This is a genomic window from Sulfurimonas sp. ST-27, assembly GCF_048081595.1.
Taxonomy (GTDB): Bacteria; Campylobacterota; Campylobacteria; order Campylobacterales; family Sulfurimonadaceae; genus Sulfurimonas; species Sulfurimonas hydrogeniphila.
On sequence record NZ_CP182226.1, the window covers coordinates 61836 to 85695 of the forward strand.

Here is a 23860-nt window from a genome sequence, read left to right on the forward strand (position 1 = left end):
ATGGATATAACACTTCTTATAAAATCTCTGGCTGCCTTGAGCGGAGCGCTTGGCATCTTGGTCCTTTTATATTTTTATTTTTTACATGCAAAAAAACCGCACAAGAGAAACACTGCCAAAAAGCCAATGCATATAAGGGAAGTCAAGCCTGACTTCGAGATGCTTTTGAACGTGATAAAAGATAAAAAATCAACAACAGAGGAGCTCAAAGAAGCAGTTGAACTGATACTGAAGTATTACGGAAAAATTCCTCAGAAACTGGGTATGCGTGCTCATCCGAAATTTGAAATATATTCGGAACTGATTTTAAGAATCTGTCATCATCCCAATGTGAACAAAGACATCATCATAAAACTTGACAAAGAGCTGCACAGACGCAACCCTGAATATGCCCTTGAACTGGATGACTCCTTGACAAAAGGTTTGGATACAAGAGGCTTTTAGACTTTATCTGCCTGTTGACTCTTTTACGGCAGAGAGAAGCTCTTCAAAGCCGACTTCACTTGCATGCTCGACCTCTTGCAATACCTGAAGTGCTGTATCAAAATTCCCCTGCATATTTTCCTGTATCGCTTGTTTAAGTCCCTGATGAACCGTTTTGTGATGTTGTGTAATGCTTGAAAGGTGAGTGTTTCCTTTAAGCAGAGTGTGGCTCACTTCTGAAAACCACTTGCCAAACCGACAGCTGTTTTCATCCGGAATATCAGTTGTTGTTTTATCAAGGATTGCTTTGTATCCCTTGATTTTGAGTGCAATATGGTCAATTTTTCCGTTACTGACATTGAATTCATTTGTCAGGCGTTGTGTTCTGTTTTTAATCTCATTGGAGTTTTCGACAACTTTTTGGATATTTTCATTAAAAACATCGACTATTTCCATCACTTTGGATGTTTCATTCATAAAAGTGTTGCCGATTTCTATAATAGAGTTGGAATTTTGTTTGAGTCCGTTGATGTTGATTTCTACTTCCTGGGTTGCTTTTTGTGTACGTTCTGCCAGTTTTCTTACCTCATCGGCAACAACGGCAAAACCGCGTCCGTGCTCACCGGCACGGGCAGCTTCTATGGCTGCGTTGAGTGCGAGCAGGTTGGTCTGATCCGAAATATCTTTAATGAGATTGATGATTTCTGAGATAGACATAACACTGTCATTGAGTGCATTTGAGTCTTCTCCCAAAGTATTGGCATGTTCTTGAATTGTTTCTGTTGTAGAGATGATTTCAGCAGTCTGTTCTTCAATATTGTGCATTCTGTTGTTTGTTTTATCATTGAGCTCGTTAATCTCTTCAAGTTGAACGAGATTGTCTTCGATGGTTCCCTGCAAAAAGTGTGTGCCGCTGCTGTAGCTCTCTATAATGAGTTTGACAAAAGCATCATCTTTCATCCCGGAAGTACTCTCTTGGGTGTTTTGCTGATTTTTCAGTTGTTGAATCTCATCATAAAGCCTGTTATTTTCAGCCTCCATCTCTGCTATCTTTGCTTTATATTCATTTTCAAGTTTTTCAAGTTTTGCACTGCATCCAAACATTTTCGATTCCTTTTGTTTATATTTTGTTATTTTAGCAGAAAAATAACTTATGATGACTTAAGGGCACCTCTAAATTAAGACTCACACACTGTATCAAGTGGCAGCAAAATTGAAAAACAGCTCCCCTCGGTATCACTTTTCCATGAAAGTTTTCCCCCAAGATGTTTTTCTACAATAATTTTGGACATATATATGCCAAGTCCTGTGCCGTTTTTGGATTTTGATGTGACATAGGGCTCTCCGAGTTTTTTGAGTATTTCCGGTTTTATGCCTCCGCCGTTGTCACAGATATTAAAGAGAATCTCCTGCTCTGATGTTGTCACATTTATACTGATGCGGCCTCCCTCCCTTCTGTTCTCTTTAATGGCATCTTTGGCATTGTTGAGTATATTGATCAGGACCTGCAGCAGCTGATTTTGATAGGTACAGAATTCAATATCGCTGTTTTGCGGAAGGGAGAGTGTGATGGCATTGTTCTCTAAAGATTTTTCAACAAGATGTGTGAGTTTTTTCAAAACAGTATCTGCCGTGACAAGCTCTTTCTTTTTGTCAGGCTGGAAAAAGTTTCTAAAGTCATCAATGGTGTGCGAGAGGTATTGCGTCTGTCCGTTGAGTGTATGAATGAGTTCCTGCAGAGATTTTGCATCAACATTTCCCTGCAGATCAAGCTGTACCTGAATATTGTTTGCGACCATGGAGATCACACTCAAAGGCTGTCTCCACTGATGGGCTATCATGGAGAGCATGTCGCCCATGGCTGCCTGACGGGACTGTGAAATCATCAGTTCGTCTTTTCTCTGTATATCGGTGATATCAACAATGGCTATGAGGTACAGGGTTTCATTGCCGTTGTACTGGTCGTCAAGTTTGACGGCATGCAAAACTCCGACTCTCTGCTCTTTTGATTTTGTGGTAATACTCTGTTGTTGTTTGGGCTTTTTTAGAGGGTTTTTGTAGTATTGCCTAATGCTTTTCATACTTTCTTCCTCTTCGTGAACAAAGAGTTTTTTCAGCATTTTTTCGATTGTCGGAATTTCGCTGAGGGTATAGCCTGTATTTTCCTGAAAAATTCTGTTGAGCATTAAAATTTCCCCGTTTGCATTGTAGAGCATCAAAGGAATGGGTGTAAACTCTATCATTTTTTCAAATCTGTTCTTTTCGACTTCCAGCTGGTACATTAAAAGCTTGAGTTGTGATATGTCCCGAATTATTTTGAGCAGATAAAGCGGTTTTTTCTGTTCGTCGACTAAAAGCACCACTGCCAGACTTACCCAGATGACAGTGCCGTTTTTATGGATATAACGCTTCTCAATATGGTATGATTTTTTTTCATTGTTTTGCAGTTGTTCAAGCATGTATCTGTCTGTATCTCTGTCCTGGGCAAAAGTGATGTCGGAGACATGCATGTTTTTGAACTCCTGCTTTGTGTATCCCAGGAGTTTTGTGAGGTATTCATTGGTATCTATCCATTTTCCCTCAAGGGAGACATGCGCTATGCCTATGTCTGCCTCTTCAAAAGTCAGTTTGTAAAGATGCTCCTGTTCGTAAAGCTTTTCTGTGAGCGTTTCCTGGTCGGTTATGTCTACACCGGAACTTATTATGTTGATGATATTGCCGTCTTTGTCTTTGATGCAGGTATTTCGCCATGATACAGTGTGCTCGTTGCCCTCTGCATCTACCAGTTGACTTTTGTACTCTTTGGCAGCTTTTGCTTTTTGAGAGACAATCGCATCAAAAACATTCTGCATCTTCGGCTGTATTGATTTTGGTACAAAATGCTGAATGAAGTTTTTGCCGAGTATCTTCTTTTTTGGCAGCCTGAGCAGTTTGGAACCACTGTTGTTTATCATCTGTACGCTTCCGTGAAGATCCAAAATCAGCACTATTGTTTCTGTTGAGTTGAGATACAAATCGTTCATTTTGTGCTCATACTCAGCCTCTTGGAGCAGTTTTTTCTTTTGTGTGATGTCATGAAAAGAGAGCACAGCCCCATTGACTTTTCCCTCTTCTATAATAGGATTCTGCAGCACTTCAACATTAAAAGGAGTGCCGTCTTTTTTGAAAAAAAGTTCCTCTTTACGGATAGAAATACCTTTGATGAGATGCAGATGCAGGGTACACTCATCAAGAGGGTAGTGGCTGCCGTCGGGTTTTGTATGATGCCAGATTCTGTGGGCGTTTTTCCCAAGCAGCTCATCCTCTGTGTAGCCCAGCATTGTAAGGGCAGCTTCATTGACAAAAGTATGGCACCCCTGCAGATCAAGCCCGATGATACCGTCATGCGTGGAATTCAAAATCAAAGAGAGCTGCCTTTGCATCTTCTGCTCATTTGTGATGGATACCTGCAGCTCTTCATTGGAGCTTTGCAGCTCTTCGTTGGAAGTTTCGAGCTCTTCGTTGGCACTTTGCAACTCTTCGTTGGCACTTTGGAGCTCTTCATTGAGCAGTTGCATATTCTCTTTGGAAAGCATCAGCTCATCCAAAAGAGCGTGATTGTCCTCCTGGAGCTCCTGCACCCGGTTTGTAAGGTTTTCTATCACATACGATTCGTTTGGCAGGACTATTTCTCGGGTGTTGAACTCCAGATTGTTGGCATTGAGTTCCTGAAAGTAGAGTAAAATAAAAACAGCGTCATGTTTGTTCGCAAAAGGAGTGGCAATCACTTTGACAAAGCTCTGCCTGTCCTCGCCGAGTTTGACTTCGATAAATTTTGTACTCTGCACTTTTGCGCTTTTTGCAGTCTGATCAAGAATCTTTTTGACGCTGTACTGCAGCTCTTTTTTCAGGTTTTCGACAATATTCAAAGTCACAAAACCGTCATTAAGCTCTAAAAAAGGGTTGTTTCCCTGTTTGTAGACAATGGTGAAATTTGTATCGACGATAATGCACTCCGAAGAGAAAAGTTCAAATATGGTATTTGTTATCTCTTCTTGTATGTTGATATCTTTGAGGGTAAATGTTTTTACTTCCGAGAGGTTCTGTTTGGCATGTGTATGTGTTGAAAAGTAGTGCGAAGAGATTCTTGGAGGATTCTCAAGCTGCTCTTTGATGTAAATCTTATGCTCCTGGTTGAGCGTTTTAAAATAGGCAACGCTCGTAAGTGTTGATTCCGAGGAGCCTAAAAACAAGAGACCTTTTTCTTTGAGTGCATAATGAAAGAGCACAAAAAGATCCTCCTGGACCTCAGGCAAAATATAGATAAGAAAATTTCTGCAGCTGATAATATCCTGATTGATAAAAGGCGGATCGCATAAAACATTGTGTTTTGTAAAAATAATCTGAGAACGAATAGACTCTTTGACTTTGTAGGCTCCGTCCAAGGGAACAAAATACTCTTTGCGTATTTTCTTTGGAGTCTTTTGGAGTGCTTTTTTGGAGTAGATCCCCTTTTTTGCAATGTCAAGTGCTTTTTCGTCAATGTCTGTGGCAAAAATATGAACATCGAAATTTTTTTTGAGCTTTTTTTTGATTTGGTCAATGGTGACAGCCAGAGAGTAAGCCTCTTCTCCTGTAGAACAGGCAACAGACCAGACTCTCAGATCATAGCTGTCGGGTTTGTCAGAGAGGTACTCTTCAAGATGCTGCTTGAGTGCCTCAAATGATTTTTCGTCTCTGAAAAACTCTGTAACCCCGATAAGGATGTTTTGATACAGCAGATGCAACTCATCCGGATAGGCATTGATATAGTCAATATACTCTTCAAGCGTTGCGCATTTGTTCAGAAGCATGCGTTTGCTCAGCCGTCTCATAATAGTCTCTTTTTTATACTTTTGTATGTCAAGAGACTCTTTTTCTTTGAGAAGTTTTACAATCTTCATGAAAGGTTCAGGTGCGGTATGCACGATGTTTACAAGATTTTTGGCGATCTCTTTTACCTCAAATATATAGTCAATGAAACCGCTTGCAATCGCATGTTGCGGCATCTCCGGGTACTGGGCTTCTTTGGGAGACTGGGCGACGGTGATCCCGCCGTTTTCTTTGATGGTTCTCACACCCGCAGTTCCGTCATGTCCTGTCCCGCTGATGACGATGCCGAGGCAGTTTTCTTTTTTGTAACTGCTGAGCGCTTTGAAAAATACATCGATAGAAGGCGTCGGAATATGGGGAGTATCGGGTGCTTTTTCAAGGAGCAGTCGGTGGCGTGTGTAGATGAGGTTGTATCCCGGAGGAACAACATAGACATTGTTTGGCAAAAACTGCTGATCTTTTGTGATGAGAGAGACAGGCATAACCGTATATGCGGTTAATATTTCGGCCAGGGCACTTTTTTTATGCGGGTCAAGATGCTGGGCAATTATATAGACATACTCCTGGTCTGTGGGCAGCAGAGGAAACAGCTCTTTTAAAGCCTGTAACCCTCCGGCACTCGCACCTATCCCGATAAATACAGAATTTTTCATATTTCTCTGCCTTGTAGCTGAAACGAAAGCTTTTATTTCTTAATATTAGCATAATTTTGATAAGATTAGTGTATGATAAATTTAAAAGCATTACAATCATTGGCAAGAAAATTTAAAGTTTTATATGTAGAAGATGATATGGCTGTGCAAACTGCACTCACAGGGTATCTGAAGAATTTTTTTACATATGTGACGACTGCAAAAGACGGGCTGGAGGGTTTACAGCTCTATAAGAACGGGCAGTTTGACATCGTGATTACAGATCTGTCTATGCCTAAAATGGACGGTATAGAGATGCTCAAAAAAATAAGAGAGATAAATCCGAATCAGGCTATACTGATAACAACCGCACACAGCGGTTCAGACTATATGTCTCAGGCTATTAAAATAGGGGTTGACGGCTATATAATCAAGCCTTTTGATTATGAACAGCTGAATTACGAACTCTACAAAGTAAGTGAAAAACTCGAAGTCATGCAGGAGAATGAAGCGTACAAAAAGTCCCTGCAGCGTATGGTGGAGCAAAAAACAGCCGAACTGAGTGCTATGATGCAGTTTCAGCATGACAATTATGAAAAAACTCTTTTGGCAATGGTCAAACTTATAGAAGAGAGAGATACCTATACGGCGGGGCATTCCCAAAGAGTTGCCAAATACTCTAAAATGATAGCCCAAAAGATGGGACTCTCCAAAAAAGAGTGCGAAAAAGTCTATCAGGCGGGAATTTTGCATGATATCGGCAAGATTGTCACACCGGATGTTGTCCTTTTAAAGCCAAAAAAACTCAATGATCTGGAGTATAAACTGATTCAGGAGCATCCTCAGGTCGGCTACAGGCTTTTGGCAAATATTCCTATGTACGAGGAGCTGGCAGATATAGTCCGTGATCATCATGAGCGATGTGACGGCAGCGGATACCCAAGAGGCATTGCCGCCAATGAAATTGACACTCTTGCAAAAGTGATGATGATTGCCGACTGTTTTGATGCCATGACAACCAACAGAATATACAAAGGCAGAAAAACACCCAAAGAAGCACTCGATGAGATAGAACGCCTCAGTGGTGTGCAGTACGACAGGGATGCAGTCAAAGCAACACTCGAGGCGCTTAAAGATGTGGTTGTAGACAAAAATATCAATCAGTTGCCCCATACAGATATAGAAAAGGAACGATTTGCCTATTTTTACAAGGACAACCTGACCGATCTGTACAATCAGAGCTATCTCGATGTAATGTTGCTGCAAAACTCTTATGAAAAAAAATACACACAGCTGCATCTGTTGCGATTGAAAAATTTTTCGCGTTACAACAAAGAATCCGGATGGAAAGAGGGAGACACTGTTTTGGTGAAAATTGCCAAATCTTTACAAAACTGTTTTGACCTCTCTATGGTTTTTAGAATTTTCGGCGATGATTTTGCTCTCCTTGATAACGGAGAGTGCAATATGAAAAAAATAGAGCAGAAAATCAATGCCATTTTAGACAACACTATTATAGAATCAGACATACTGAATCTCACTCTTGACACCCAAAAGAGTATAAGTGTAGATGATTTGGAAAAACTTTGATATCTTCCAGGTAAGTGAAGAAAATTAATGCTTTTTCGGAACCGGTACTTTCTAACGCTAAAGCGTGACTTGTGAAAAAAACTAAATTTTTTTCTGTAGTGCCGACTGCTGCAACATCTCCGCCACTCTCAGCCCACCCTAAAGGAGGGGTTCCAAAACTCTGCTCAGCTCTTTGGAATCGGTACTTTAGTGCCGACTGTCAGGGTGCAAAAGCCTGAACCTGCCTTTTGTTAAATCCGGAAGTTCCCATTTTTGCCTCTGGGTGAAACTCTTTTGCATAGGGCTTGAGGTATGCGGGGATTGCTCTGCCTTTTAACTTCATCATATCCTGAAGCATATACTCTGCGATTTCCTCTTCGGTTATCTTTTTCTTTACATGTAAATAGGAAAAAAGCAGTTCGCCCTGTCTTTGCAGAGAGATTTTCCATGTCGAATCTGTCTGTTCGTAAATCCAGAGTCCAAAAGCATAAAAATTTTCATACACACTTTCATTCTGCCATAACAGCGGGAGCGTTGTTTTGAAATTTCCGCTGTTGTAATACAAATCCCAAAATCGTGCAAAGCGTTTCATAATCTGTATATCGTTGAAGCTGAGTTTGTTGTTTTTTAAAATATCGTAAGGGGGAATGTCGCTGTAAACCATGCCCTCTTCCCTGTCGTGACGGCTGATGTGCGTGCCGGAGAGTTTTTTCAGGATGCCTATCTGGATTTCACAGCTGCTGATGCGCATCAGCTCATCAAGGTTGTGTCCAAAACTCTGCAAACTCTCCCCAGGAAGCCCTACGATCAGGTCAAGATGAATATGTGCCGTTGTCTCATTTTGCAAAAAGCCGATATTGTCTTTGATTTTGTCGAGTTTGAGTTGTCTGGAGATATTGTTTGCAATTTTTGGGTTGAGTGTCTGTATGCCGATTTCAAGCTGCAGCGCACCGTGAGGAAAACGTTTTATTTTGTCCCGCAAAGAGAGGGGAAAATGGTCTGGAATAACTTCAAAATGGGCAAAATAGGGCGGCTCTTTTTCTAAAAAAAAGTCCAAGATTTTGTTTGCCGCTTTCATGTTGAGATTAAAGGTTCTGTCAACAAATTTAAAATTTCTCGCTCCCCGTTCCCAGAGCTTCTCAAATTCTGTCAAGACTGCATCAAGATCAAAGGCACGTACTTTTTCATCCATGGAAGAGAGGCAAAATTCACATTCAAAAGGACAGCCTCTTGATATTTCCACATAAATATAACGGTTCTTTATGTCCTCGTCTGTGTAGTACATGTAAGGAAGCTGAATAGCTTTGAGATCGGGCAAGGTCATTTTTATGATTTTCTCGGCAGGACGCTCTTCCTGAATATTTTTGCACAGCCGGTAAAAAGCCAGATCGCCTTCACCCTGTATGATGTAGTCGGCATCATCAAAGTTGACACGAAAAGGCAGGTAGCTCACTTCGGGACCTCCGAGAATTACAAGTGTCTGGGGTGAAACTTTTTTCAGGATGTGAATAAGTTCGTGCACCTCTTTGGCATTCCAGATATACACGCCTATGCCTATAATGTCAGGCTGCGAGAGAAGGAGTTTCTCTGCAATGGTTTGGATGGCATCATTGATGCTGAATTCGAGTATAGTCGTGTCCTGTTGGAGTTCCTGCATATTTGCATACAAATAGCGAAGCCCTATGGCACTGTGTGTAAAGCGTGAATTTAAAGTTGTTAGTATGATTTTCATTTACTAAGAGAGATATTTCTTAATATCAACTTGAACCTGTTGCGCTATTTGGATACACTGTAGGGTAATTTTTTCATTTGGTTCAAAATCAGGCAGTACTGAACCAAAAGGATATTTGGATGAAAGATAAATAGTGTCTATCAGGTCAATCTCATCTTCTGTAATAGTTAATAATACATTCTCTTTTTTAAGTTTTTCATTGAGAGATAATATACTATGTGTTTTTTGTAACTTTATTCCATATTCAATTAAATATGCTTTTATATATTTTTTTATTGCTTGCTGTGTGTTTTGCAGGGATGGATTATAGAGATGACTTTTTAATAAAATCTTAGCTGATTGAAAATTTTCTTCTGCAAAAACAAGCCATTTCTTTGTCTCATCTTTCATAAACAACTTTTCCTTTATAAATTTCATCCAAGAAGACACCTTTTGCATCCTCTTTAATGGGAATTATATCTATAGGAATGATTTTTGAAATTTCACGCAATACCTTTCTGTATTTTAGAGAAAGCGTTAAAAAGTTGTCATCTGAGTTTTGTATGACCGCAATATCAATATCATTTGGATTTTGGGAAGATAAAAAAGAGCCAAAGAGCACAACACTGTTTATCTCTGAAAATTGGGAGAGTTTCTTTGTAATAGTGTGAATAAAAGTTACTTTTTTATTTTTCGTTAAATACATAATGAGGAATAATATCATATTTCTTTTTTGAATGGGCTTAAAGGGAGGAAAAACAGCCGAGAGTAAAAAAGGGGGAAAACTCGGCTGTTTTAAAAATTTATAGGAGTAAATATCTCTCTTATGAAAGGGGAAAAACATAATTGAGATATAGAATTATATTTATTATAAGTAAATGTTAGGTAAATAGCGATAAATTACCTTGTTTCTTCATACTCTTTTAGCATGAGATTTAAATCTTTAAAAAGTTCATGCGAAGCATCTTCCATTCTTCTGAAATTTTCCACTATTATCTTAGGATGATCTGCTTTGAGAACACTGTGTTCTTTGACAAAAACCATGTTTTTGGCCACTGCATCATGCACAGTCGCATGCGGTGCATCCATTTTCTTAAAGGCAGAAGTGTTTCCAAAGCGTTCTTTGCCTGTACTGAAATACCATTGTCCCATTCTACAGTGTTTGTGATCCGGAAACTCTTTGCTTGCATCTTCGTTGAGTACAGCTGAGTACGCATTTGATTTAAATAAAATATGGTCAACCTTGACAAGTGTAGTAAAGAGACGGTTTTGAATACCGATAGCTGTTGTGTGCGCTGCATTGGCAAGCTCATTGAGTTCACTAAAGGTATTTTCAAATTCATGAATAACGTCGCTTGACTCCTGTGCTATGTTTGTAATCTCATCAGAGTTTGTTCGCATATCGTTTGCCTCTTGCTGAAGAGTGGAAATGTTGATTTCTATTTCTGTTGTTGCTTTTTGGGTGCGTTCTGCAAGTTTTCTGACCTCATCGGCAACTACGGCAAAACCGCGTCCGTGTTCACCCGCACGGGCTGCTTCTATGGCTGCGTTGAGTGCAAGCAGATTGGTTTGGTCTGCAATATCTTTGATGAGACCTACAACCTCTGAAATATCCCGTGAACGCCCTTCAAGGTTTACAATACCTTCATGCGAAGAAGATATAAGCTCCACAAGAGAGCCCAGTCTTTGTCCTATTTCAAGAACACTGTTAAGACTTCCCGAAGCTTTTTCTGCCGTTTGTTCGGAAACATGAACAATGTCTTCTGCTTCACCGGAAGAAGTTGTTAGGTCTGACTGGATGATAGAAAGCCCCTGTCCTATACCTCCGCCAAGTGTTGAAAACTTAGAAGAGAGTTCGGCCTGCAGTTTTCTTCTGTATCCGCTTGCGATTGCCTCTATGGCTGTATTGACTTGAGCGGCGGTAGTATGAAACAGCCCCTGCAGTCCTTGCGGATAGGTGTGTCTGTAGGTTTTTCCGGCTGATGCGCACTCTATCGTTGTTGCGATATCACGCATAAACGCTTCTACCTGGTCAAGCATATCGTTGAGCGCCCAGGCGATTTTAGCATCATGAGAGTTGTCATTTGGAATGTGTGTAATGCGTCCTTCGAGTTTTCCCTGCGCAGCCTGTACTAAAATCTCTTCGAGTTTGTCCATAACGGTTGAACTCTTCGAAGCTGTTCCTCCCGGAATAAAGAGCGCCACAATTGCTATAAGCAAAACAAGCCCGCCTACAATGTAACTTGCACTCAGCAGGCTGTAAATACCAACGCCTAAAAGTGTTACAAAAAGCAATAAAGCCTGGTTATTTTTGAAGAGAGATGATATACTCATCATAGCTGACTCCTTCCTGGTTTAATAAATCTGTTAAAATTTTCATACTTGCGTCCATACCGCCGCTTCTTTCTGCCTGAAGCATCTGTGCATAGAGCGGTTTGATAATCTCAAGTGCTTCAGGGTTTGGCTTTCTTCTTACAGAGTAGTATCCTACGGTATTGCCGCGTTCATCCAAAGAGGGTGTGACATTGGCGTAGACCCAGTAGGAGTTATTGTTTTTTGTACTGTTGATGACATAGGCAAAAATCTCTTCTTTTGCCTGAACTCTATCCCATAAAAGTTTAAAAATTGCCTTTGGCATATCCGGATGACGGACAATGTTATGAGGTTTTCCGAGAAGTTCTTCTTCTGTATATTCCGCTAAGTCAATAAAGATCTTATTGACATAGGTCAGTCGACCTTTTGTATCTGTTTTAGAAACAATAAAATCGTTTTCGCCTAATGTTCGTTCCATTTTAGCTCTCTCCTTTATTTGTTGAAAATATTGTAGCATATCTTTATTGGATTATTGCTATAATTTGTGATAAGGAAGTTTATGTTTGCTCTGTTATCTCTTTTTTACTATTTTTATTTTTCCATAGTGGGAATATACATTATATTTTTGCCAAAAATTCTCAGCGGTGTCGGCTATGATGCAAGTGAGATAGGGATTATTTTTGCGGCATCTCCTTTGGTGCGTTTTATTCTGCCTTTTTTGTTTTTGCGTGGACTGACGCTCAATGCTGCTGTTTTTAAATTTTCATTATTGACCGTTATTGCAAGTACGCTCTCTTTTTATCTCTCTTTGGAACACTTTTATGCCTTGCTGCTTTCAAACATATTTCTTGGATTGGGTATGAGCCTGATGCTGCCTTTTGTGGAGGTTATCTCTTTGCATACCATCGGTAAAGAGCGTTACGGAAAAGTACGGCTATTTGGTTCTGTGGGCTTTATCATTGTTGCGCTTGTGCTGGTCAGGTTTTTAAGTTCGGCCTATGTTGCCTTGGATTTTTTGTTTGTGTTGAGCCTTTTGACTGCTTTTGTAGCCTATTTGGTGCTTTGCCGCGCGCCTGACACCAGTTATGTAAAAGAGAAAAGTATCTCTAATGATATAGATATCTTCAAAGACTGGCAACTCTGGGGCGGACTTGTTCTGGTGCAGATGAGCTTTGGCTCCTTTTATAACTTTTTTACTATTTATGAAACGGATCATGGTATCAGTTTGGATATGACAATCTATTTGTGGAGTTTTGGCGTACTTATTGAAGTGGGGATGTTTTTCTTTCAAGGGGGACTGTTGCAGGGAAATTTACTCAACCTGTTACGCTTTACGGCGCTGGCAACGGTACTGCGTTGGTTTTTAGTTTTTGCATTTCCTGAGAATTTGGCGATACTGTTTTTCTCCCAGGCCCTGCATGCTCTGAGTTTCGCACTCTTTCATACAGCCGCGATCAGCTATCTGTTTCAGCGCTACAGACACAAAAGTCTCTCTCAGCAGTTTTTTTCCGGAATAACTTACGGTTTTGGAGGACTCAGCGGAGCGCTTATTGCCGGATATGTGTATGAGTATTATCCGAAATATCTCTTTTTAACCTCAAGTCTGATGGCATTTGGAGCATTTTTGCTGTTTATGGCTGTAAGGCAGCACAAAGGGGAGCAGCTGTCCCGCCACGCTCGCCCGCACTGAAGTACGGGTTCCGAAAAGCTGTACAGGCTCATCTGTGAAGATACCGGAATCGGTACTTCAGTGCCGACTCTTAGGCTTTATAGTTTCCACAAGCCGTGAAAGCTGATAATAACTGTTTTGATATTGTGAGTTTATTTCAAAAAGAAAAGGTCTGTATTTGAGGTAATTTGCCCAGACCTTTTTGCTCTGTTTTTCCCTGCCTCGCTTTACCAGCTCAAAACTGACAGCGGCATTGATGAAGCCTTTGAGCAGTTTGACCTCTTTGTCTTTTTCGAAACGTCGGGGAAACCAGGCTGCTTCCAATGCTTCATGAGCATCATAATAACGCTCTTCTTCGAGGCATTTTATAAATTCGTTGATATGTTTATGCATCGTTTTCATCCAGTAGCATCATATTTTTTCTCCAGTATCCTCGACCGCCTTTAAGGGAAATACAGTGGTGATTCGGAAATTTTTCTTTGTACTCTTTGAGCCGATCAAGTGTCGCCTTGCCGGAATCGCAGTAAAAAACAAAGACACTCCCTTTGGGGTATTGTTTAAGTTCATAAGGATTGTAGGTTACTGTGTCTGCTTTTTCTATGGGTGCTAAAACAGTGTCAACAAGCACGACATCCACACCTTCTTGTTCCAGTTTTTTCTTATTTTGCAAAAACTCTTTTTGCGTCCATTCATCAGGATAATTCATGCGGTCATTATATAACAGATTTTTTATATTTTATTGAAGCAGTAAGATTAGGCATTTTTCGGAACCCGTACTTTCTATGCTAAAGTATGACTTAGAAAAAAACTAAATTTTTTTCTGCAGTGCGGGCTGAGAGTGGCAGAGATGTTGCAACAGTCGGCACTGAAGTACCGATTCCTAGGAGGTTATGTATTTATTTTGGAAGCGATACTTCAGTGCGGGCTGTCAGGCTTTTGAGCCATAAAGCTGCTAAACTTGTGTTATAATCTCTTTTATGGCAAGAAAAAATAAAAAAAACAGTAAAATTAACCAGAGAATTAGAAAATATTTTGATGATGACCCCTTTGATGTGGGGATTGAACGGGTGGAGGGTAAAACCCTCAGTGAGCTTTTTGCAACACTGGGTATATATGATATAGAGCATAACAAAACGCTGATGGTAAAAACACTCCGAATGATTTGGAGCGAGGCAGACAGCGGTATGCGCCATGATATATTGAACTTTTTTGAGAGTGACGGACGGGTGTACAAGTCTGAGAAGCCAAAAAAAGAAGTTGTTTTTGACAGAGAAGACAAAATTAACGCACTTTTGGAAGAACTTGATGTAAGCCAGGAAGAGGCCGTGCGTCTGCGAGAAGCCTATTTACATGTAAGAAGCAAAAAAATAACCATAGAAAAAATGGAATCATCTTTGCGTCATATCCGTTTTGAGATGAAAAAAGAGAGATTAGAACGTGAACTTGAGGGACTTTTTGATCTGGATGACTGCTTTGAATTTAATGCCTCGCTGAAGTACGAACTCTACGAACAGCATTTTCACAAGATTTTGACACTCAAAACAAAACCCTATGCGTATGAATACCTTGAAACAACGGATTTTGATGCGATTGTGCAAAAGATAGGGCAGGACAAAGTTACGGTTGTGGAACAAAAGCAGGAGAATATTAATAATTTTTTAAGCAATTTGAAATATCCGCATGCCTATTTGAGTACCAAGGAAATTTTAGATGCACTGCGGGCTTCGCCTCCAAAATCAAAAGTGAGCTATCCGCTGATATCACAGAAACTTTTAAAAAAAATTGTCAAGTCTAAAATAGAGGCCGAGGGAGTGGAACTTCATGAAGAAGAGGTGCTGATTCGTGTCAATGAGCAGCTTTGTCTCCCCTACAGTGAGCAGAAAATCTCTTATAAACTGGAGTTACATGTAGAGCTTGAAGGACTTTTAGAAGAGATATGGAATGCGAAAAGGTTTAATTTTGATGCTATTTTGGCAGAGGTCAAAAAAGAGCACGAAGATGAATTTTTACTCACCCTCGATGCTTTGGTAAAAGAGTGTGAAGAGTATGCCCAGCTTTTGCATTTTAGCCAAGAAGAGCTGCATGCGAGAGTCTATGAGTATCTTTTTGAACTGCTTCCTCAGACCTTGAACATAACGCCTAAAATTCACAGAAAAATAACACGGCGTTTTTTGCATTCTATCCATGACGAACTGATTAAAAAACAGCGTGAAGCACTGCTTGCACGGACTATTCGTGATTTTAAAAATCTCTTTCCCATTGCGCGCAGTATGCAGAGAAAACTTATACTGCACATCGGTCCTACAAACAGCGGCAAAACCTATGAGGCGATGGAGCATCTCAAAGAGGCAGATACAGGCTACTATCTGGCGCCTTTGCGGCTTCTGGCACTCGAAGGTTATGAAACACTAAAAGCACAGGGCATTGAAAGCTCCCTCATTACCGGTGAGGAGCAGATCCTGGATGATGAAGCGACGCATATCAGTTCTACAATTGAGATGATGAATTATGATGTGGATGTGGATGTCTGTGTCATAGATGAAGTGCAGATGATAGATGACCGTGACCGCGGCTGGGCATGGGCAAATGCCATTATAGGTGCGCCTGCAAAAGAGGTCATTATGACAGGTTCGCCAAATGTCAAAGAAGCGATTGTCGCTTTGGCAGAGTATCTGGGTGAAGAGCTGGAAATACGGGAGTTTGAGAGGAAAAATCCTTTGGAGCTTTTGGAAAAACCGACACATCCAAAAGATGTGGAGGCAGGCACGGCGATTATCGCTTTTAGTCGTAAAGATGTTCTGCGGCTGAAGCAGAATTTTTCCAAAGATTTTGAAGTGAGTGTTGTCTACGGCAATCTTTCGCCTGAGGTCAGACGCGAAGAAGCCAGACGTTTTAGAGAGGGCGAAACGCAGGTACTTGTTGCCACCGATGCCATAGCGATGGGGATGAATCTGCCCATAAAAACGGTGCTTTTTTCAAAAGCCGAAAAATTTGACGGGATAATCCAACGCAGTCTTTTTCCTTCGGAGGTACAGCAGATTGCAGGAAGGGCAGGGCGTTACGGTTTGCATGAAAAGGGCTATGTCGGGGCGCTGCACGGGGATGCTTTACATGTAGTCAAGAAAAATTTCAACAAACCGGCAAAAGAGATAAAAGTGCCCTTTAAAGTAATGGCAAATTTGGAACATATAAAACTTGTCAGTACGATTTTGGAAGAAAACTCTTTGGAAGAAATTTTGCGCTTTTTTATCAAAAATATGGTCTTTGACGGACCTTTTTATGCGGCTTCACTCGATGATATGCTGGAGGCTTCTCGCATTGTTGACAGTTATGATCTGGATATTGCGACAAAGTATCATCTTGCCTGCGCGCCGCTGACGCTAAAATCAGCCTATATCATCAGTGCCTATGAGCGCTACATCAATGCTTTGGAGAAAAAGGAGCCGGTTTATTATCATGCGCCAAAACTGACAGGTTCGTATGCACAAACCTCCGAAGAGCTGTTGCGCGCTGAAGATATGGTCAAAGAGATTTCGCTGTATCTGTGGCTGAGTTACCGTTTTAATGACTACTTTGTAGATGAAAACAAGGCAAGAGCCTACAGGGGTGTTTTGAACAAATATATAGAAGAGACACTCAGGCAGACACAGCTGAGTCAAAGCTGCAAGCTCTGTGGCACGGTTTTGCCGGTAAATTCCAAGTACAGTATCTGCCAGTCGTGTTTTAAAAAGAACTATGTGCACAAAAGAGGGCACCGGCGTTTGCCGCGTTAGAGAGTTCTGTCCTTAGCTTTTAAATTCGTCGATAGTTTTTTGCAAAGAAGAGGCAACCTGTACGAGTTTTTGCAAATCATTTTCAATGCTTACAACACTGGTGCCGTTGGCTGTTGAGAGTGTTTCGATTTTTTCTATGTAGGTGATGATCTCCTGAATATTCTGCGACATTTTTTCACTGTCTTCTTTTGATTTGTTTGCCATCTGTGTGGAGATTTGCATCGCTTGCGATGTTGTCGTGATTTTTTGTTCCACATCATCAGATATATTGACAAGGGCTTCAATGTTTTGTGCATTGATTGTCATCTTGTCACTGACGTCATTGATAGCCTGTACAATGGTACTGACGCTGATGTCTATCTCCGCCAGACTTTTTTGTGTCCGTTCTGCAAGCTTTCTGACTTCATCGGCAACGACGGCAAATCCTCGCCCGTGTTCTCCTGCGCGTGCCGCTTCTATGGCAGCGTTGAGAGCTAAAAGGTTTGTCTGCTCGGCTATCTCTTTGATGACATTGAGGACGTCCTTGACCTGGTCGGCATCATTTTTAAGGACTAAAAGTTCGCTTGAGAGTTCGTTTTCACTCTCTACAAAATGTTCTACTTCACTGTTGAGTTTTGCCAAAGAGCTGTGTGCCTCTTCGAGTTCTTTTTCGGCATTGAGGATGGTTTCCTGGGTAACAGTGGCTGCCTCTATGGTCTCATCTAAAATAGTTTGGATATCTTCTGTTTTTTTGCTTGTTTTGGAAACAATCTCTCTCTCCTGCTGTACGCCTTTTCGTATGACGTGGGAGGAGATCTCAATTTCAGAGGCTATTTCATTGTTTTGTTCGCCGAGTGATTTCACCTCATTTACTGTAGATTGAATCATTTCTATAAAATGATTTACTTCATTGGCTGTCTCTCCGAATTCATTGCCTTTTTTGTAGGCAAGACGTTTTGTTAAATCTTTGTTCCCGCGCACAAGATCTGCAATTCTCTCTTTGAGGTTGTTCAGCGGTGTAAAAATTTCACGGCTGAAAAAGAGCAGGGCAACCATACTAAATGCAATACTGCCCAGAATCAAAGAGATGACAAGTGTTGTGTTCGTCTGTGCAATATCTTCATCATTTTTGTCCAGTGATATCGTCAAATCCATGGCACCGAGTGCATAACCGACTTCTGCATTATAGTGGCACTGCAGGCATCTTTTTTCGGCTATCATAGGTTTAATCATGCGGATAATATGGTGCCCGTTTTCATTCTTTTCGATAATTTTTGTCTCTTTGTTTTGCAATACATCTTGCACAAGAGGGTCGGCCGTATATGTTTCATCTGGTGCATAAACTTCCATAACAGCTTTTGACTTTGCAATTTTCAAGTCCTCTATGCCGTCAATGCCTTTTGCACTCTCAAAAGCAGTCTGAACCACTTCCGGGTCTCCCATCATCATGCTTGTTGTCATCGTCTGAAAGATGGACTGACTGAGCATTTTCAAAGATTTTTTTGCGGTAGTATCTGAAAGGCTGTGCAGTGTAAAGGAGAGATAATAAGACATTCCGATAAGCCCGAGAACACTTAAGGCAACAATGGAGACAATGACTTTTGACCTTACTGATGCAAACATGAAAAAATCCTAAGAGTAAAAAATTTAAGTATTATAACGTAATAAAACCTTTGCAGAATTACATACTATAGATTAAATACTCAATCTGCTCCAAAAGTTCCTGATTTTGTATGTTGCTTTGCACGGCGTACGCAAGAGAAGCCCCGGCACCTACGCCCTCTTTCGCTTCGCCCTCGTCATACTTTTTGAGTATGGGTATCTGGGTATTTGCAAAACTGAATGTAGTGTAAACGGCATGTGGTGCATAGCTTAACTGCTCTAAAATATGGGCAATATCGGAATTTTTGTCTTGTGCGACCCACTGCGTGGTTGCGAGGGTAATGTTGTCATGCTTTACACGCATCAAAACATCTTCCTTGAGTTTGTCGGCGATTAACAGACAGGCTGCCATCTGTGTTCCGCCGGCTAAAACGATTTGAAATCTTTTTGAGGCTTCAAGCAAAAATCCGGCACAAAAAAGCAGCATATTGTCACTTACGATACCCAGTTTTTCAAAATTGTTCATATCATTGTCAAGCAAAGAGAGGGCTTTGTTTATCGTTTGTGTTTTAATATCATCGGGTACATGTAGGAAACTTGAGGAAAAGTCATCGGCGCAGTCAAAGCCAAGTGCCAAAGCCGAAGCAGTCGCTGTGGTTGTTCCCGCGGGTGTACTCTCTCCTAAAATAAGATAATTTCCTTTAAGCTCATAGGACTTTCCAAACTGCATCCCTTTTGCGAATACCTCTTTTGCATTGATACCGGCACCTTTGTCTATTGCCTCGGAGGGGTGGATGCCAAAATGGTGTGTGATACAGTTTTTAGGCTGGGAAACAAGACCCAAATCCAAAATCTCTATAGTGCTAAAAGGTGTCAGATTGTGAACTGCATGGGTAATAAGTGCAGGGGTAGGGACACCTGTCGGTGTTTCGGCAAGTTCGCCCAAAGAGAAAACTTTTTCATGACTTATGTATTCGGCGTCAAGTGTAGGGGTAAGCGGAATCATCCCCGGAATCCCGGCCTGGGTAATGTTGTCTATCTCGCATGTCTTTGTGACACTTGCGGCAAGTAAAAAATCGGCTTTTCCTTCAGGAAATGTATCAATGGTGTTTGTCAGTATGTTATATGTTTGCATTATAAGAATCTTTTTTCTAATTGTAACAAAAATTACAAATATTTTCTTTTGTTTCAATATATTTTGGATAGTTTAAGTTTTTACTGTTAGAATAAAACTTATTTTAATGACAGGAGCATAGTTATATGTTGAAAAAAAGTGTTATCATAGCGTCGTTGATGGCGTTGGTTTTAGTTGGGTTTAGTGGTTGTAGTGCGATGAAGACTGCCGTGAAGAAGAGAAATCTTGATGTACAGACAAAAATGTCTGAAACTGTGTTTTTGGAGCCTGTGAGCCCGGAAGAAAAGGTTATTTATTTTGATATGAGAAATACTTCTGACAAACAGGTCGATGTTAAGAATGCAATCGCTAACGAGTTTAGAGCCAAAGGCTATAAAATAACAAATGATCCTAAAAAAGCAACATATATGCTTCAGGGAAACATTTTAAAAGTCGGTAAAAGTGACTTGAGAGAAGCAAAAGCTATGATGGGTTCTAGTTTTGGTGCTGCATTGACCGGCGGTGCTTTAGGTGCTGCAACATCATACTCATTAGGTGGCGGCGGACGTACAAGTGCTGCTGTAGGTTTGGCAGGTGCTGCTCTTGGTTTTCTTGGGGATGCTCTAGTTGAAGATACTGTGTATGTTATGGTCACTGATTTACAAATCCGTGAGAGACCGCTTGACGGAGAAGTTGTCACACAGACACAACAGGCATCTTTGGCACAGGGAAGTTCTACAAAAGTACAACAGGATATCAAAGGCGGAAAAGTAAAATGGAAAACTTACCGTACACGTATCATCTCTACTGCAAACAAAATGAATTTAAAATTTGACGAAGCACGTCCGGTTCTTGAAAAAGCGCTTGCTCGTTCAATCGCAGGTGTATTTTAACAAAATTAGAAAGGGCAGTTTAAAAACTGTTCTTTCTGCCCCTTTATAAACTCTCTAGTCAATATCCACACCCTCCCAGAACTCGTCATAATCAAGATTAGTCAGTGCATTTTCATCTGCAAGGTTCTTCTCCAATAGTTTTTTTTGCTGTTCTTCAAAGTAGAATTCAAGGGCTTCATTGATAAGCGTACTTTCATCTTTTTTAAGGATCTGTGTAAATGTTTCCAGGTTTTGTAAGTTGTAGTCGTTAATAGTTATCTGCATAAAATATTTTAGCCAAATTTAGCAAAATTTGCTAATTTCGGCTAAATGTCTGCAGGTTTTATTTTGTCTGTACAACTCTTTTGTTAAGAGGCTGTGTCGGTCTTTCGTTGTTTCTGTAGTATTTTCTTAAAGCATCCAGTTGTGATTTTGAAATATTGACAGTATCTTTGAAAATATACCACTCTACGCCCTCTGTACAGGGTGGTGTGGTAAATGAACCTTTGTAGTGATAGTAGTGATCCGTATCTTCAGGCAGCAAATCATTAGGATTTATAGCTATTTTGTGTTTTGCATGTAAAATCTTTTCTAAAGCAGGATTTTCTTCTCCGACTTCAAACATTACTGCCACAACTGCCACTGAACCGTCTTTTGCCATATGAACAAAGTGCGCGACTGCATTGTATCTTCTGCCGTCAATTGTATGCTCGCTCATGCCATGAAAATGAAACTGTTTTAGTTTGTAGTCTTTGCCGTGCAGTGAGATATAGCCTGCATCTACCGGGGTAACCTTTAGAGAGTGCCCGTTATCAACAACAGTGGAAATACCTTTGTAATCTTCGGAAAGTTCAATCGTGTAACTCTCGTCTAACTGCTGTGTATTTTCTGTTTCTATATTTATAGGGGACTGTTCTTTGCCTTTTTTGCAAGTTTCGCTGAAGTGTCCCCAGTCTTGCGGACCATGTTTTGCGTAGTCCCAATGTGCTTCAACACCTGCAAATGCAATTGTTGAACTCGCCATGAGTGTCAAAGCGATTGTAGAGAATTTTGTCATAAGCTGCCTTTTTTAATTTATATATTAATTATAAGGGTAGCTTACTTAATAGAGACTAAATCAGGCTGTATATATAAGTTTTTCATTGATTGTGTTTCCGCTCAGTTCAACATAACGCATCGGGTACATATCCAAGTCAAGCGGACGGACAAATCCGCGTGTGACAATAACCCTTGTCCCCTGAATCTCTTTGACAGAGTCTATATGTTTGTGTCCTGAAAGCGTCAAAATCAGGTTTGGATATTTAAAAAGTTTTTTTTGTACCTCTTGTGTGTTGTTCAGGACATATTTATGAATATCTTTTTCTTCTGTGCCGCCCCAGTAGTTTGTATAGGGATGGTGGTTGAGTATTACCGTCGGTTTGTTTTGGTCGAGAATTTTTTGGGCAAAAGCGATTGTCTCTTCTGTATAGGCTCCGTTGTTGTGGTTTTCTATACAGCTGTCAAGCCCTAAAATATTGTAGCCTTTTGTTTGCAGCAGCCAGTCTTTCCCCTCTACATGTAACTCTTTCGCACTGCAGAACATGTTTTTAAATGCTTCAAGATTAATCTGTTTGTCGCCGCTTGGAAAAGATTCTTTGTTTCCTCTTACCGTGTAGTATGGGCAGTGAAGCGTATCGGCAATCTCTTTGAACTTCAAAGCATCACTGTCTTGCGGCGCATTGTTGTTGAAGTTGTCACCGCCAAAGAGAACAAAATCCAAATCTTTGTAGTTTGTGTTGATAAAGTCAGCCATCAGCTGCATCGCTTCGACACTGTCACTGTCGCTCAAATCCATATGCGAATCGGTTACATGTATAAACTTCAGTGTTTTTTTCGAATCTGTCTGGGTGCCGGCCATTAAAGGCATGGCACCGGCGACTACTGCACTCTTTAAAAAGTTTCTTCGTGATATTTGTGACATTGTTTTTCCCTTTCTTTGTTTAAATACTCTCTACAGTAATGTAGCATCACTGACAATACATTTTCCCCCGTATGTCTCCAAAAACTTTTTAAGATCTTTTTGCATGTTCTCCAGCAGTTCTTTTTTACAAACACTGAAGACCAGGATATTGCTCAGTACATCCGAGACATCATCTGCTGTCTGAAAACCGTGACCCCCGTAGCCTTCTACATCTTTGATGACAGTATATCCGTCTACTTTGTGCTTTTTAAAAACTTTCAAGAGTCTCTTTATGTAAACAGACTCAATGATGACTTCGATTTTTTTCATCTTTTACCCCCAAAATGTTGTTATCATATAATAATACAACGGTATACCTAATGAAATATTGAATGGGAAGGTAACTGCCAGACTGAGCGGAAGATATATTCCCGGATTTGCTTCAGGTACAGAGAGTCTCATTGCTGCCGGAACAGCGATGTAAGAGGCACTCGCACTGAGCAGTGCCAAAAGAAAAGCATCCCCTTTTTCAATTCCGAAGAAATAGGCTACCGCTACAGCTACAGAGGCGTTGACCATCGGCATGATGAGTGCAAATCCTATCAAAAACAGACCCACTTTTTTCAGTTCATGAATTTTTCTTGCTGCAACAAGACCCATGTCAAGAAGGAAAAATGCAAGCATCCCTTTAAAGAGCGTTCCAAAAAGCGGCTCCATAGAGTGCCATCCTTTGTCTCCTGTCAATATCCCGATGGCAAGCGCGCCTATAAGCAAAAATACAGAAGGGTTTAAAAAAGCTTCCCGCAAAATTTCTTTTATACTTGTATTTTCATCTTCTGCGTCAGGACTTTTGGCAAAGAGTGCTGCAAAGACCAGACCTATAACAATAGCCGGAGACTCCATAAGCGCCATAGAAGCAACCATAAATCCGCCATGTGCAACACCTATAGTGTCAAGATAGGTAATCCCCGTAATAAAAGTAACAGCACTGATAGACCCAAAAGTTGCCGCAATGGCAATAGCATTGTAAACATCTATTTTCATTCTTAAGATAAAAAAGCTGTATACAGGAACAAGCATGGACATAACTACTGCAATAAGCAGTGCTTTAAAGATGTATGTGCTGAGTCCGCTTTGGGAAAGTTCATGTCCGCCGTGCAAACCAATTGCTATAAGCAAATAAAGAGAAAACAGTTTAGGTAATGGCTGCGGAATAGTTAAATCAGATTTTAAGAAAATGGCCAGCATTCCTAAAAAAAAGAATAAAACAGGCGGATTTAACATATTTTGTAAAATTATATCGATATTCATTTTTTAAACTCCTATTGCATAAAGGCGGTATTAATTCGATTCAGATTTTTATCTGTAGTGTAGCGAAACAAACCTTTATCTTTATGTGGTATTTCCCTCCTT

Annotated in this window: 21 protein-coding genes and 1 pseudogene; 5 read left to right on the forward strand and 17 right to left on the reverse strand. The window is 40.5% G+C overall.

What is annotated here, in order from left to right:
• A complete protein-coding gene (locus tag ACM66U_RS00300; RefSeq protein ID WP_346389098.1) occupies positions 1 to 444 on the forward strand; it encodes a hypothetical protein in 444 nt (147 codons plus the stop codon).
• 3 nt (positions 445 to 447) lie between these two features.
• Here ACM66U_RS00300 and ACM66U_RS00305 read toward each other — a convergent pair whose 3' ends face one another.
• The 3 genes and pseudogenes from ACM66U_RS00305 to ACM66U_RS00315 all read right to left on the reverse strand — a co-directional run bounded on the left by ACM66U_RS00305 (position 448) and on the right by ACM66U_RS00315 (position 5927).
• The gene (locus tag ACM66U_RS00305; RefSeq protein WP_418641421.1) at positions 448 to 765 is read right to left on the reverse strand and encodes a CZB domain-containing protein; all 318 of its coding nucleotides are present in this window, start codon (positions 763 to 765) and stop codon (positions 448 to 450) included.
• Positions 766 to 1527: pseudogene (locus ACM66U_RS00310) on the reverse strand (methyl-accepting chemotaxis protein); the annotation flags it as partial.
• 74 nt (positions 1528 to 1601) lie between these two features.
• On the reverse strand, positions 1602 to 5927 hold the full coding sequence (locus tag ACM66U_RS00315; protein WP_418640867.1) for a PAS domain S-box protein: 4326 nt from the start codon (positions 5925 to 5927) through the stop codon (positions 1602 to 1604).
• Positions 5928 to 5999: 72 nt separating this feature from the next.
• Here ACM66U_RS00315 and ACM66U_RS00320 point away from each other — a divergent pair, with 72 nt between their 5' ends.
• Positions 6000 to 7496, forward strand: a complete 1497-nt coding sequence (locus ACM66U_RS00320; RefSeq protein WP_418640868.1) for an HD domain-containing phosphohydrolase — start codon at positions 6000 to 6002, stop codon at positions 7494 to 7496.
• 199 nt (positions 7497 to 7695) lie between these two features.
• On the opposite strand, the gene ACM66U_RS00325 is transcribed toward ACM66U_RS00320, so the two are convergent.
• The 5 genes from ACM66U_RS00325 to ACM66U_RS00345 form a co-directional block, all read right to left on the reverse strand.
• The gene (locus tag ACM66U_RS00325) at positions 7696 to 9207 is read right to left on the reverse strand and encodes a DUF4080 domain-containing protein (protein WP_418640869.1); all 1512 of its coding nucleotides are present in this window, start codon (positions 9205 to 9207) and stop codon (positions 7696 to 7698) included.
• A 3-nt stretch (positions 9208 to 9210) separates the two neighbouring features.
• Entirely contained in the window at positions 9211 to 9597 is a 387-nt protein-coding gene (locus tag ACM66U_RS00330) for a HEPN domain-containing protein (protein WP_418640870.1), read from the reverse strand.
• A complete protein-coding gene (locus tag ACM66U_RS00335) occupies positions 9587 to 9910 on the reverse strand; it encodes a nucleotidyltransferase domain-containing protein (protein ID WP_230973278.1) in 324 nt (107 codons plus the stop codon). Before ACM66U_RS00335 ends, ACM66U_RS00330 begins: the two co-directional genes overlap by 11 nt.
• 176 nt (positions 9911 to 10086) lie before the next feature.
• Positions 10087 to 11523, reverse strand: coding sequence for a methyl-accepting chemotaxis protein (locus tag ACM66U_RS00340; protein ID WP_418640871.1), 1437 nt, complete (start codon positions 11521 to 11523; stop codon positions 10087 to 10089).
• Positions 11492 to 11977 carry a PAS domain-containing protein gene (locus ACM66U_RS00345; RefSeq protein WP_418640872.1) on the reverse strand — a complete coding sequence of 162 codons (486 nt, stop codon included), beginning with the start codon at positions 11975 to 11977 and terminating at the stop codon, positions 11492 to 11494. The genes ACM66U_RS00340 and ACM66U_RS00345 overlap by 32 nt, the downstream gene beginning before the upstream one ends.
• Before the next feature lie 81 nt (positions 11978 to 12058).
• Here ACM66U_RS00345 and ACM66U_RS00350 point away from each other — a divergent pair, with 81 nt between their 5' ends.
• The gene (locus ACM66U_RS00350; protein ID WP_418640873.1) at positions 12059 to 13189 is read left to right on the forward strand and encodes an MFS transporter; all 1131 of its coding nucleotides are present in this window, start codon (positions 12059 to 12061) and stop codon (positions 13187 to 13189) included.
• Between the two features lie 57 nt (positions 13190 to 13246).
• On the opposite strand, the gene ACM66U_RS00355 is transcribed toward ACM66U_RS00350, so the two are convergent.
• Positions 13247 to 13570 carry a DUF309 domain-containing protein gene (locus tag ACM66U_RS00355; protein WP_346389106.1) on the reverse strand — a complete coding sequence of 108 codons (324 nt, stop codon included), beginning with the start codon at positions 13568 to 13570 and terminating at the stop codon, positions 13247 to 13249.
• Positions 13554 to 13874 carry a hypothetical protein gene (locus tag ACM66U_RS00360; protein ID WP_151901398.1) on the reverse strand — a complete coding sequence of 107 codons (321 nt, stop codon included), beginning with the start codon at positions 13872 to 13874 and terminating at the stop codon, positions 13554 to 13556. Before ACM66U_RS00360 ends, ACM66U_RS00355 begins: the two co-directional genes overlap by 17 nt.
• A 271-nt stretch (positions 13875 to 14145) precedes the next feature.
• On the opposite strand from ACM66U_RS00360, the gene ACM66U_RS00365 reads away from it, so the two are divergent.
• A complete protein-coding gene (locus tag ACM66U_RS00365) occupies positions 14146 to 16941 on the forward strand; it encodes an SUV3 C-terminal domain-containing protein (RefSeq protein WP_418640874.1) in 2796 nt (931 codons plus the stop codon).
• 12 nt (positions 16942 to 16953) lie between these two features.
• On the opposite strand, the gene ACM66U_RS00370 is transcribed toward ACM66U_RS00365, so the two are convergent.
• Both ACM66U_RS00370 and ACM66U_RS00375 read right to left on the reverse strand, forming a co-directional pair.
• Positions 16954 to 18543, reverse strand: a complete 1590-nt coding sequence (locus ACM66U_RS00370) for a methyl-accepting chemotaxis protein (RefSeq protein WP_346389108.1) — start codon at positions 18541 to 18543, stop codon at positions 16954 to 16956.
• Between the two features lie 58 nt (positions 18544 to 18601).
• A complete protein-coding gene (locus tag ACM66U_RS00375; protein WP_418640875.1) occupies positions 18602 to 19657 on the reverse strand; it encodes a nicotinate-nucleotide--dimethylbenzimidazole phosphoribosyltransferase in 1056 nt (351 codons plus the stop codon).
• Between the two features lie 125 nt (positions 19658 to 19782).
• Here ACM66U_RS00375 and ACM66U_RS00380 point away from each other — a divergent pair, with 125 nt between their 5' ends.
• On the forward strand, positions 19783 to 20529 hold the full coding sequence (locus ACM66U_RS00380) for a complement resistance protein TraT (RefSeq protein WP_418640876.1): 747 nt from the start codon (positions 19783 to 19785) through the stop codon (positions 20527 to 20529).
• A gap of 54 nt (positions 20530 to 20583) precedes the next feature.
• On the opposite strand, the gene ACM66U_RS00385 is transcribed toward ACM66U_RS00380, so the two are convergent.
• The 5 genes from ACM66U_RS00385 to ACM66U_RS00405 are packed head-to-tail and all read right to left on the reverse strand — an operon-like array spanning position 20584 to position 23758.
• Entirely contained in the window at positions 20584 to 20793 is a 210-nt protein-coding gene (locus ACM66U_RS00385; protein ID WP_418640877.1) for a hypothetical protein, read from the reverse strand.
• 58 nt (positions 20794 to 20851) lie between these two features.
• A complete protein-coding gene (locus tag ACM66U_RS00390) occupies positions 20852 to 21565 on the reverse strand; it encodes a carbonic anhydrase (RefSeq protein WP_418640878.1) in 714 nt (237 codons plus the stop codon).
• A 60-nt stretch (positions 21566 to 21625) separates the two neighbouring features.
• Entirely contained in the window at positions 21626 to 22468 is an 843-nt protein-coding gene (locus ACM66U_RS00395) for a metallophosphoesterase (RefSeq protein WP_418640879.1), read from the reverse strand.
• Between the two features lie 30 nt (positions 22469 to 22498).
• Positions 22499 to 22777, reverse strand: coding sequence for a P-II family nitrogen regulator (locus ACM66U_RS00400; RefSeq protein ID WP_151901391.1), 279 nt, complete (start codon positions 22775 to 22777; stop codon positions 22499 to 22501).
• 3 nt (positions 22778 to 22780) lie between these two features.
• Positions 22781 to 23758, reverse strand: coding sequence for a sodium-dependent bicarbonate transport family permease (locus tag ACM66U_RS00405; RefSeq protein WP_151901390.1), 978 nt, complete (start codon positions 23756 to 23758; stop codon positions 22781 to 22783).
• Between the last annotated feature and the right edge of the window lie 102 nt (positions 23759 to 23860).

Bases quoted from the DNA above. Each gene is read 5' to 3' on its own strand.
- ACM66U_RS00385 (WP_418640877.1), bottom strand. From the start codon at position 20,793: ATGCAGATAACTATTAACGACTACAACTTACAAAACCTGGAAACATTT.
- ACM66U_RS00350 (WP_418640873.1), top strand. From the start codon at position 12,059: ATGTTTGCTCTGTTATCTCTTTTTTACTATTTTTATTTTTCCATAGTG.
- ACM66U_RS00340 (WP_418640871.1), bottom strand. From the start codon at position 11,523: ATGATGAGTATATCATCTCTCTTCAAAAATAACCAGGCTTTATTGCTT.
- ACM66U_RS00315 (WP_418640867.1), bottom strand. From the start codon at position 5,927: ATGAAAAATTCTGTATTTATCGGGATAGGTGCGAGTGCCGGAGGGTTA.
- ACM66U_RS00370 (WP_346389108.1), bottom strand. From the start codon at position 18,543: ATGTTTGCATCAGTAAGGTCAAAAGTCATTGTCTCCATTGTTGCCTTA.
- ACM66U_RS00400 (WP_151901391.1), bottom strand. From the start codon at position 22,777: ATGAAAAAAATCGAAGTCATCATTGAGTCTGTTTACATAAAGAGACTC.
- ACM66U_RS00375 (WP_418640875.1), bottom strand. From the start codon at position 19,657: ATGCAAACATATAACATACTGACAAACACCATTGATACATTTCCTGAA.
- ACM66U_RS00300 (WP_346389098.1), top strand. From the start codon at position 1: ATGGATATAACACTTCTTATAAAATCTCTGGCTGCCTTGAGCGGAGCG.
- ACM66U_RS00355 (WP_346389106.1), bottom strand. From the start codon at position 13,570: ATGAAAACGATGCATAAACATATCAACGAATTTATAAAATGCCTCGAA.
- ACM66U_RS00320 (WP_418640868.1), top strand. From the start codon at position 6,000: ATGATAAATTTAAAAGCATTACAATCATTGGCAAGAAAATTTAAAGTT.
- ACM66U_RS00365 (WP_418640874.1), top strand. From the start codon at position 14,146: ATGGCAAGAAAAAATAAAAAAAACAGTAAAATTAACCAGAGAATTAGA.
- ACM66U_RS00390 (WP_418640878.1), bottom strand. From the start codon at position 21,565: ATGACAAAATTCTCTACAATCGCTTTGACACTCATGGCGAGTTCAACA.
- ACM66U_RS00380 (WP_418640876.1), top strand. From the start codon at position 19,783: ATGTTGAAAAAAAGTGTTATCATAGCGTCGTTGATGGCGTTGGTTTTA.
- ACM66U_RS00405 (WP_151901390.1), bottom strand. From the start codon at position 23,758: ATGAATATCGATATAATTTTACAAAATATGTTAAATCCGCCTGTTTTA.
- ACM66U_RS00335 (WP_230973278.1), bottom strand. From the start codon at position 9,910: ATGATATTATTCCTCATTATGTATTTAACGAAAAATAAAAAAGTAACT.
- ACM66U_RS00395 (WP_418640879.1), bottom strand. From the start codon at position 22,468: ATGTCACAAATATCACGAAGAAACTTTTTAAAGAGTGCAGTAGTCGCC.
- ACM66U_RS00330 (WP_418640870.1), bottom strand. From the start codon at position 9,597: ATGAAAGATGAGACAAAGAAATGGCTTGTTTTTGCAGAAGAAAATTTT.
- ACM66U_RS00360 (WP_151901398.1), bottom strand. From the start codon at position 13,874: ATGAATTATCCTGATGAATGGACGCAAAAAGAGTTTTTGCAAAATAAG.
- ACM66U_RS00325 (WP_418640869.1), bottom strand. From the start codon at position 9,207: ATGAAAATCATACTAACAACTTTAAATTCACGCTTTACACACAGTGCC.
- ACM66U_RS00345 (WP_418640872.1), bottom strand. From the start codon at position 11,977: ATGGAACGAACATTAGGCGAAAACGATTTTATTGTTTCTAAAACAGAT.